We start from the raw sequence: 9,356 nt of genomic DNA on the forward strand, positions 1-9,356 counted from the left end.
CGGGCCCGCCATCGAGAGGACGGCGGGCGTCAGGGTGACCGCGATCAGCACGGCGACCGCGACGGCCGCCGCGGCGGCGACGCCGAGCGCGGTGAGGAACGGGATGCCCGCCACCGAGAGTCCGAGCAGGGCGATGATCACCGTGATCCCGGCGAAGACCACGGCGCTGCCGCTGGTGGCGGTTGCGCGGGCGATGCTCTCGCGCACGCCGAGGCCGGCGCGCAGCTGCTCCTGATGCCGGCTCACGATGAAGAGGGTGTAGTCGATGCCGACCGCGAGCCCCAGCATGAGCGCGAGCATCGGGGTGGTCGAGGTCATGTCGAGGAACGCGGTCGAGAAGAAGATGCCCGCGACCGAGATCCCGACGCCGATGAGGGCGATGACGAGCGGCATGCCCGCGGCGAGCAGGGATCCGAGCGTGAAGATCAGGACGATGAAGGCGATGACGACGCCGAGGGCCTCGGTGGCGGTGAAGCCCGGAATGGAGGTCGAGAAGAGGTCGCCTCCGTAGGAGACCTGCGCGCCGTCGGGCAGCCGCTCGCCCAGCTCGCCGGCCGCCTCCTCGATGCCCTGCGCCGTCGCCTCGGGCACCGTGTTCATGCTGGCATCCATCTGGACGGTGAGCAGCGCGGCGCGGCCGTCGTCGCTCACCTCGCTCGGCGCGAGCTCGGCGAACGGGGTCGAGACCGCGGTGACCGTCTCGAGCTCCTCGAGCTCCTCGCTCACCGCGACGATCGCCCGTTCGTAGGCCGCATCGTCTGCGCGCTCGCCCTCGGGCGCCACGACGATGATCGTGGCGCTGGTGCCGCTGACCTCGGGGAACGTGCGGCTGAGCGTGTCGATCGCCTGCTGCGACTCGGTGCCCGGGATCGTGATCGGTGCGTTGGCGCCTTGGGAGAGGAAGACGGCGCCGGCGCCGAGCAGCGCGAGGATCGCCAGCCAGATCACGAGCACGAGCACGCGGGCGCGCGCGGCCCAGGCGCCGAGGGCGTGGAGCAGTGAGGACATGCGGGCCTTCCTGGTGGATCCTCGCCGGTTCGGGTCCGCGTCGAAGGCGGGGTCGGACCGGTTCGGCATCGGTGCGTGTGCGGGTTCGCGCTTGGTCCGGTCACCGCGTCGGTACCCGGCACCGGGCGCCGACGCACGATTTCGATACACAAGTGTATCCGATTCGATACACTGATGTATCGAGACGGCTTCGAAATTCCTGGGAACGGCGTGGCCGACGGGCGTACGATCGGGCGAGGAGGGCACAGATGAACGACGATCCAACCACCGCACCGAGCCCGCGGCGCCGCGCCACCCGCATGCGACTGTTCGAGGCCGCCACCGAGGTGTTCGCCGAGTCCGGGTTGCAGGGAGCCTCCGTCGAGGCGATCTGCTCGCGCGCCGGCTTCACCCGCGGCGCCTTCTACTCGAACTTCGCCAGCAAGGAGGAGCTCTTCCTCGCAATGCTGCGGGACGAGTTCGACCAGCGCGCACGCGAGGTCGAGTCGATGGCGCTCGGCATCGAACCGGAGCTCCTGGCCTGCGGAGGCCGGCTCACGCCGCCCGAGGCCGCCCGCTACATCGCCGAGTTCTTCATGCCGAGGAGCGACGCGACGGCCTGGTTCGCGCTCGAGACGGAGTTCCTGCTGCTGGCGATGCGGGATCCGGCGCTCGCGCCCGGCCACCACGACTTCCTCGAGGGCTTCTACGCCGGGATCTCCGGGATCGTCGAACGCGTGATCCTCGCGGCCGGGCGGCGGTTCACGCTGCCCGTGGAGCACGCCATCCCGGTGCTCGCCGACGTCTACCACCGCGCCCTGCGCGCATCGGCGCTCGCCGGCCCGGCGGCCCCCGGCGGCATCGACGAGCTCAGCGACCGCCTCGCCGAACTGCTCTTCGCGCTGACCGAGGTGATCGCCGAGCCGGTTGCGGCGCAGAGCGGCGCCGCATCGAAGGGCGCCGAATCGCGGAACCCCGAGTCGAGCGCGGATCCGTCGCGACCCAGAACCCCACCATCCGATCGAAGGGACTCCTCATGACCCGCACCTACGTCATCACCGGCGCGGCCTCCGGCATCGGCCGGGCGACCGCCCAGATCCTCCGCGACCGCGGCGATACCGTCATCGGCGTCGACCTGCAGGGCGTCGAGGTCTCCGGCGACCTGTCGACTGCGGCGGGCCGTGCGAACGCCGCCGCTGAGGCGACCGGACTCGCAGGCGGAACGGTCGACGCCGTCATCGCCTGCGCCGGCCTCTCGCTGCCGAAGGTCGTCACGGCCGCCGTCAACTACTTCGGCGTCACCGAGTTCCTCGAGGCGATGCGCCCGGCACTCGCCCGATCCACCGCGCCGCGCGCGGCGGTCGTCTCGTCGATGGCGTCCCTGCAACCGGTCGCCCCGCCACTCGTCGAGGCGCTGCTCGCCGACGACGAGGCCCCCGCGCTCGCGATCGCGGCCGAGCTCGCGAAGGATCCGCAGACCGGCAACCTCATCTACTCCTCCTCCAAGCAGGCCCTCTCCCGCTGGGTGCGCCGCGAAGCGCCGCGGGCGGACTGGGCCGGGGCCGGCATCCCCCTCAACGCCGTCGGCCCCGGCATCGTCGAGACGCCCATGACCGCCGAGCTGCTTGCCACCCCCGAGAGCACCGCGCACGTGGACGCGGTCGTGCCGATGCCCCTGAACGGGCATCAGGGCCCCGAGAGCATCGCTAACCTGCTGATCTGGCTCACCTCGGCCGAGAACACGCACTGCTGCGGCCAGACCATCTACTGCGACGGCGGCTCCGACGCGGTCCTCCGCGGCGACGACATCTGGTCGTGGAACGAGGCCGGCATCCGGGCGAGGTTCGCCGAGATCCAGGCCGGGCTCGCGCAGTAGACGCAGGATTTACGAGGCATGCCCGAGGCGCGGGCGCCGATCCGACTCGCCGGCCGGGGCGCGCAGCTCAGAATCGTGCGCGCCAGTACTGCGGCGGTACCAGCGCAGCGGCATCCTCCGCCCGGAGACGATGCGCCCAGCTGATCGGCAGGTGCGGATCCGCGAGCAACGGCCGCCCCAGGCTGATGATGTCCGCCTGACCCGTCGCGAGAATCCCCTCGGCCTGCTCCGCCGAGGTGATCAGGCCGACCGCGCCCACCGGCAGCCCGGCCGTGCGCACGCGATCCGCGATGCCCACCTGGTAGGACGGGCCGACGGGGATCGGCGCCCTGGGCACGTTGCCGCCCGACGAGCAGTCGATCAGGTCGGCGCCGTCCTCCGCCAACCACCCCACGAGCTGCGCCGAGTCCTCCCGGCCGAAACCGCCCTCGACCCATTCGTCGCCGGAGATGCGCACGACGATCGGGAGATCCGGATGCTCGGCGCGAAGCGCTCGCACGATCTCCCGCGTCAACCGGGCCCGATTCTCGGGAGAACCGCCGTAGCCGTCGCTCCGCCGGTTGCTGAGCGGTGAGAGGAACTCGTGCAGCAGGTAGCCGTGCGCCGCGTGCACCTCGATGAGGTCGAAGCCCGCGCGAACCGCTCGTCGGCTCGCCTCGACGAACGCCTCGATCACACCCGGGATCTCATCGAGCTCGAGCTCCCGCGGAGTCGCCAGATCGCCGAACGGAATCGCGGTCGGCGCCACCGGCTGCCAGCCGCCCTCGTCCTCGGGCACGGCCGCATCGGGATAGCCCGGAAGGTGCGGGTGGACCGAGGCCTTGCGCCCGGCGTGCGCGAGCTGGATACCGATACGCGCCCCGTGGGCCTGCACCTGCGGCACGATGCGCGAGAACGCGGCCTCCTGCTCGTCCGAGTAGAGGCCGAGGCAGCGCGGAGAGATCCGGCCCTCCGGCACGACGGCCGTCGCCTCGACCATCACGACGGCGGCCCCGCCCCGGGCGAGCCCGCCGAGGTGCGCGACGTGCCAGTCCCCGGGCACCCCCTCGTCCGCGCCGGAACTCGCGATCGCCGAGTACTGGCACATCGGGGAGACCCAGAGGCGATTGCGGACCTCGAGGCCGCGCAGGGTGAGAGGCTGGAAGAGCAGCGGATTCGCCATGAGGTGACGGCCTTTCTCAGATGGGCGGGTTGTAGCGGCCGTCGATGGCGGTCCATCCGCCGTCGACCGAGAGCACCGAGCCGGTGACGTACGACGCGGCGTCCGACGCGAGATACACGACGGCGCCCGCCATTTCCTCCGGCTGGGCCCAGCGCCCCAGCGCGCTCTTCTCAGAGTACGCCCGATACCACTCCTCGTTCGACCGGAGCGACGACGTCAACGGCGTCTCCACCACTCCTGGCGCGATCGCGTTCACGCGCACTCCGGACGGGCTCAGTTCGGAGGCGAAGCCCTTGACGAGCTGACTCACGGCGCCCTTCGACGCGGCGTAGATGCCCTGGCCCGGTTCGACGACGCTGGCACGAATGGACGAGAACGCGATGATCGACCCGCGCCCGCGGGAGACCATGGCGGGAGCGAAGCAGCGGATCGTGTCCCACAACGAGGTCACGTTCAGCCGCAGAACGGACTCGACCTCGTCCATGCTGAGATCGACAAGCGCCTTTCTCGCTCCCTTGGCGGGGCAGTGCAGCAGGATGTCGGTCTCGGGGAACTCGTCCGCGAGCGCTTCCAGTTGGCCGGAATCGAGCACGTCGAGCTGCCGCAGCACGACGCCCTCGCGTGCACCGAACGCCTCCGTCAAGAGCTCGAGCGACTGGTCCGCGACCACGAGCTTCGCGCCCTGATCCGCCAGCGCCTCCGCGGCTGCCCGACCGATTCCTCTGCCGCCGCCGATCACGACGGCGAGCCGGCCGCTCAAATCAAACATGTATGTATCCTTCTCCGGTCGACAGCCGGGAACAGCGGTGCCTCGATACGAAACCGTTCGCATCGAGGCACCTGCGGGTTCGTGCGCTCAGACGGCGGGGTTGACCTCTGCGGTCTCGACCAGACCGAAGTCGATGCCCCACGTGGCGAGGATCTTCTCGTAGGAACCGTCGCCGATGAGCTTGTTGAGCGCGGCGGCGATCGGCTCGGTCATCCCGGAGTCCTTGCCCACTGCGACGCCCTCGAGGTTCGGCTGGTAATCGAGCGGCTGGACCTCGAGACCCTCGACATCGCTGCCGTCGCGGAACAGCCAGGTGAGCTGGCCCTTCGCGGTCATGAACGCGTCAATACGGTCCGACTGCACGGCGAGGACGGCGGCGCCCTGCTGCGGGAAGGAGTCGACGCTCGGAGCGGACTCGCCGGCGTCCTCGCAGATCTCGCCGATCTCCTCGATCTGGATGAGGAAGGCCGAGCCGGCGAGTGCACCGACCTTGAGCCCGCAGAGGTCCTCGGGCGCTGCGATGGTCAGGCCGGAGCCCTCGTTCGTGATCACGCCGGTCGTGCTCTCATGCGCGGAGACGATGTCGACGACCTCGAGACGCTCGTCGGAGATGATGATCGAGGCCCAGGAGGTGTCGTAGCGACCGTTCTGGATGCCGGGCATGAACGTATCGAACGCACCGGAGACCTCGGCCTCGTACTCCAGACCCAGGGTCGCTGCCACTGCGCGACCGAGATCCGGACCCCACCCGACCAGGTTGCTGTCCTCGTCGAGGAAGGTATCGGCAGGCGCATTGTCGTACTGGATCGCCGTCAGCTTGCCCTCGGCCGCGACGTCCTCGGGCAGCATCGCCGCGAGCTCGTCGTCCTTCTGGATGATCACGCCGGCCACGTCGACGCCCTCGGCGCCGCCGTTGTCGCCGCCGGCATCGCCGTTGTCGGCGCTGCTGCAGGCGACCAGCGAGCCGGCGAGTGCCACGCTCAGACCCAGCGCAGCGACGCTGCGGCGCGAGTTCATCGTGAGTTTCTTCATGGGACAGTGCTCCTTCGGGTGTTAGTGTCCACGTCGATACCAGCCTTATGAGAGACGTCGCACTCCGGAGTGGATCCAGATCCATCGACCGGAAATGTTCGCTCTGCGCACTAGTGTTCACTATACGTCCAATCTTGTCAAGAAGGACAGGTCACGATTCGGGCACGACGCGCGCGCTTCCCGCAACTTGTGCGCTATTCGCACAGTTGGTCGCTTGACGAACGCAGAGGAAAATGCTTGGCTAGTGTGATCAGCAGAGCACCGGGCGTGCCGCCGCCATTCACCGAAGAGAGAGACGGACTGCTCATGACCACCAATAATCCGAGTGAACAGAGTCCCGAACGCGGCCCGCTCACCACCCAGCTGCAACTCAGCGAGGGCAAGAGCAGTCGCCCGAAGGCCGCCTCGGACCGCGCCCGGCTCTGGTCCAAGATCGGAGGCTGGGTCGCCCGCGTCCTCGTCATCCTCATCATCCTCGAGATCGTCGCGAAGTTCCTCACCGCGGACGCGATGAAGTGGGACGTCATCGGCTCCTACCTCTTCGACGGCAAGATCCTCAACGGCGTGGTCCTCACGCTCGTCCTGACGGCGATCGCGATGATCCTCGGCTGCGTCATCGGTCTGTTCCTCGCTCTGATGAAGCTGTCAGACAGCCTCATCCTCAACGCGGCCGCCGACGGCTACATCTGGCTCTTCCGCGGCACGCCGCTGCTCGTCCAGCTGCTCGTCTGGTACAACCTCGCGACGTTCCTGCCCGAGCTCACCGTGGGCATCCCCTTCGGCATCCAGTTCTTCGGATTCGACACGAACAGCGTGATCACGCCGCTCATGGCGGCGATGCTCGGCCTCGGGCTCAACGAGGGCGCGTACATGTCCGAGATCTTCCGCGCCGGCATCCAGTCCGTCGACCACGGTCAGAACGAGGCCGCGGCGGCGCTCGGCATGCCGCGCCGGCTCGCGATGCGACGCATCGTCCTCCCGCAGGCCATGCGCGTGATCGTCCCCCCGACCGGGAACCAGGTGATCTCGATGCTCAAGGGCACGAGCCTCGTCAGCATCATCGCCATCAGCGAGCTGCTCTACACCGCCCAGGTCATCTACGCCCGGAACTTCCAGACGATCCCGCTGCTCGTCGTGGCCTGCATCTGGTACCTGTTCCTCACCACGGTGCTCTCGATCGGCCAGCACTACATCGAGAAGCACTACTCGAAGGGCGCGACCCGCAACGCTCCCGACACCTACCTGACCAAGTTCAAGAAGCTCATCGGCAAGCCGGGCACCCCGCAGGCCGCCACTGCGAAAGCGAGCGTGTGATGACCGAAGACAAGACTCCGCTGATCCAGATCGAGGGCGTTTCGAAGAGCTTCGGGCCGCTCCACGTGCTCGACCGCGTCGACCTCGACGTCTACGCGGGCGAGGTCGTCTGCATCATCGGCCCCTCCGGTTCGGGCAAGAGCACGCTGCTGCGCTGCGTCAACCACCTCGAGCAGCCCGACGAGGGCTGGGTGAAGGTCGACGGCGAGATGATCGGCGTCGAGGTGCGCAACGACCGCCTCGTCGAGCTGCCCCCGGCAGAGCTCACCCGGCAGCGGACCGAGGTGGGGATGGTGTTCCAGAGCTTCAACCTCTTCGGGCACATGACCGTCCTCGAGAACATCATCGAGTCGCCGGTGCAGGTGCTCCGCGAGTCGAAGGCGAAGGCACTCGAGCACGCGCGCCAGCTGCTCGAATGGGTGCGCCTCGAGGGCAAGGAGAACACCTACCCGAGGCAGCTCTCCGGCGGTCAGCAGCAGCGCGCCGCGATCGCGCGTGCGCTGGCGATGCGGCCCAAGGTGATGCTCTTCGACGAGCCGACCTCCGCCCTCGATCCGGAGACCGTCGGCGAGGTCCTCTCGGTCATGCGCCGGCTCGCCTCCGAGGGTCTCACCATGATGGTGGTCACCCACGAGATCGACTTCGCGCGGGACGTGGCGGATCGCGTCGCCTTCATGGACGGCGGGGACATCATCGAGCAGGGCACGCCGGCCGAGGTCCTCGACAACCCCCGCGAGGAGCGCACCCGCCAGTTCCTCTCCCGGGTCGTCAACACCAATCAGGGATGAGCCTCGGCGCGGTCGAGGAACGAGGCGGCCCCCGTGGAGAGATCCACGGGGGCCGCCTCGTTCCTGCCGTCGGGCCCGCGATCACGCGGAACGGCAGACATGCTCTAACGTTGACGCGCCACCAGGGCGACTTCGGAACTGATCTGCTTCGTCGTCTCGAGCAGCTGAGGCAGGTACTCGTCGACCAGCTGCTCCACCGATACCCGCGAGGTCGACACCGTGATGTTCACCGCGCTGAGGTACTCGCCCGACGGCCCGACGATGGGCGCGGCGACCGAACGGCCGCCGAGATCCACCTCCTGGTTGTTCAGCGACCATCCGCGCTCCCGGACCTCGTGGAGCCGCTCGCGGATCTTCGCCTCGTCCGTCACGGTGGCGGGAGAGATCTTCTCGCGCGGGTACTTCTCGAAGAACTCGTCGAGCGCCTCGTCGCTGAACGCCGAGAGCAACACGAGCCCGGTGCTGGTGCAGAACGCCGGGAGGCGACGGCCGATGCCCAGCCGGATCGGCATCACGGAGTCCGCCGCGGCCCGCGCCACGTAGACGACGTCGCCGTCGTCGTACTCGCAGGCCGAGCACGATTCGCCGATCCGGGCGGAGAGGCGCCGCAGGTGATCCTGCGTGATGTCGACCACCGAGGATGACGAGAGGAACGCGTAGCCGAGATCAAGCACTCGGGGCCGGAGGTAGAAGCGGTTCTCCCGGCTGCCGATGTAGCCGAGGGACTCCAGCGTCAGGAGGGACCGCCGCGCCGAGGCACGGCTCAACCCGGCGATCCGGGCGACGTCGGCCAGCGTGAGCATGCTGCGCTCGTTCGAGAACGCGCGGATCACCGCCAGCCCACGGGCGAGGGACTGCACGAATTCGCCCGACGGGCGTGCCTGGTCAGTGTCTGTCATGGCATCGACTCTCTCAGTGGGTTTCGTCATCGAGGGCGAGCGGCGGCTTCACCCTGCGATCGTCATCGAACGTAGGAGGCCCCGTTGATGTCCAGCGTGGCCCCGCTGAGATGACGAACCTTTCCTCCCGAAAGCATAGCGACAAGCTCGGCGATCTCCTCGGGCGGCACCATCTCGCCCATGGCGAGGGTCTGCATGAGGGCCTCGCGTCCGCCGCGGTCGGCCGCCGAGTCGGCGGTCATCTGCGTGTCCACGGCGCCGGGCGCGATCAGGTAGGTGAGCACCCCCGCCTTCGCGTAGGCGCGCGCCACCGTCTTGAGCGCCGCCGCCGTGGCCGCCTTGGAGGCGGCGTAGACAGCGAGGTTCGGGTTGCCCGCGCCGCGCTGGGTCACCCAGCTGCTCAGGCCGATCAGGACGCCGGCGCCGTGCGCCGAGAAGTGCCCGAGCGCGCGGCGCACGAGCGCGAGCTGACTGAGCGCGTTCACCTGCAGCGCGCGCCCGAGCACTTCGTCCCACTCGTCGTCGGGAG

General features: G+C 69.0%; 10 protein-coding genes. 4 read left to right on the top strand and 6 right to left on the bottom strand.

Annotated features, from left to right (window positions below; all coding sequences use genetic code 11):
- Positions 1–1,008, bottom strand: a 1,008-nt coding sequence (locus tag ACFPZL_RS07185) for an MMPL family transporter (protein WP_382334974.1), incomplete at its 3' end; no start/stop codon positions are given.
- A gap of 248 nt (positions 1,009–1,256) precedes the next feature.
- Between ACFPZL_RS07185 and ACFPZL_RS07190 the strand changes: the two genes are divergently transcribed.
- Together ACFPZL_RS07190 and ACFPZL_RS07195 are read left to right on the top strand one after the other, a co-directional pair.
- Positions 1,257–2,027, top strand: a complete 771-nt coding sequence (locus ACFPZL_RS07190; RefSeq protein ID WP_218114526.1) for a TetR/AcrR family transcriptional regulator — start codon at positions 1,257–1,259, stop codon at positions 2,025–2,027.
- Positions 2,024–2,863 carry an SDR family oxidoreductase gene (locus tag ACFPZL_RS07195; protein ID WP_218114525.1) on the top strand — a complete coding sequence of 280 codons (840 nt, stop codon included), beginning with the start codon at positions 2,024–2,026 and terminating at the stop codon, positions 2,861–2,863. The genes ACFPZL_RS07190 and ACFPZL_RS07195 overlap by 4 nt, the downstream gene beginning before the upstream one ends.
- Before the next feature lie 67 nt (positions 2,864–2,930).
- Here ACFPZL_RS07195 and ACFPZL_RS07200 read toward each other — a convergent pair whose 3' ends face one another.
- The 3 genes from ACFPZL_RS07200 to ACFPZL_RS07210 all read right to left on the bottom strand — a co-directional run bounded on the left by ACFPZL_RS07200 (position 2,931) and on the right by ACFPZL_RS07210 (position 5,826).
- Positions 2,931–4,025 carry an NADH:flavin oxidoreductase/NADH oxidase gene (locus ACFPZL_RS07200; protein ID WP_218114524.1) on the bottom strand — a complete coding sequence of 365 codons (1,095 nt, stop codon included), beginning with the start codon at positions 4,023–4,025 and terminating at the stop codon, positions 2,931–2,933.
- Between the two features lie 16 nt (positions 4,026–4,041).
- On the bottom strand, positions 4,042–4,794 hold the full coding sequence (locus ACFPZL_RS07205; protein WP_236021951.1) for an SDR family NAD(P)-dependent oxidoreductase: 753 nt from the start codon (positions 4,792–4,794) through the stop codon (positions 4,042–4,044).
- Positions 4,795–4,881: 87 nt separating this feature from the next.
- The gene (locus ACFPZL_RS07210) at positions 4,882–5,826 is read right to left on the bottom strand and encodes a transporter substrate-binding domain-containing protein (RefSeq protein ID WP_218114522.1); all 945 of its coding nucleotides are present in this window, start codon (positions 5,824–5,826) and stop codon (positions 4,882–4,884) included.
- Between the two features lie 306 nt (positions 5,827–6,132).
- On the opposite strand from ACFPZL_RS07210, the gene ACFPZL_RS07215 reads away from it, so the two are divergent.
- Both ACFPZL_RS07215 and ACFPZL_RS07220 read left to right on the top strand, forming a co-directional pair.
- Positions 6,133–7,140 carry an amino acid ABC transporter permease gene (locus ACFPZL_RS07215; protein ID WP_236021949.1) on the top strand — a complete coding sequence of 336 codons (1,008 nt, stop codon included), beginning with the start codon at positions 6,133–6,135 and terminating at the stop codon, positions 7,138–7,140.
- Positions 7,140–7,928: an amino acid ABC transporter ATP-binding protein gene (locus tag ACFPZL_RS07220; protein WP_328798008.1), complete on the top strand. Its 789-nt coding sequence runs from the start codon at positions 7,140–7,142 to the stop codon at positions 7,926–7,928. Before ACFPZL_RS07215 ends, ACFPZL_RS07220 begins: the two co-directional genes overlap by 1 nt.
- Positions 7,929–8,032: 104 nt before the next feature.
- Here the strand turns inward: ACFPZL_RS07220 and ACFPZL_RS07225 are convergent, their stop codons facing one another.
- Positions 8,033–8,827, bottom strand: coding sequence for an IclR family transcriptional regulator domain-containing protein (locus ACFPZL_RS07225; protein ID WP_218114521.1), 795 nt, complete (start codon positions 8,825–8,827; stop codon positions 8,033–8,035).
- A 62-nt stretch (positions 8,828–8,889) separates the two neighbouring features.
- Positions 8,890–9,356 (bottom strand): SDR family oxidoreductase (locus ACFPZL_RS07230; protein WP_382334976.1); only part of this gene is annotated, 467 nt, incomplete at its 5' end.

This window comes from Leucobacter soli (genome assembly GCF_042659205.1).
Taxonomy (GTDB): Bacteria; Actinomycetota; Actinomycetes; order Actinomycetales; family Microbacteriaceae; genus Leucobacter; species Leucobacter soli.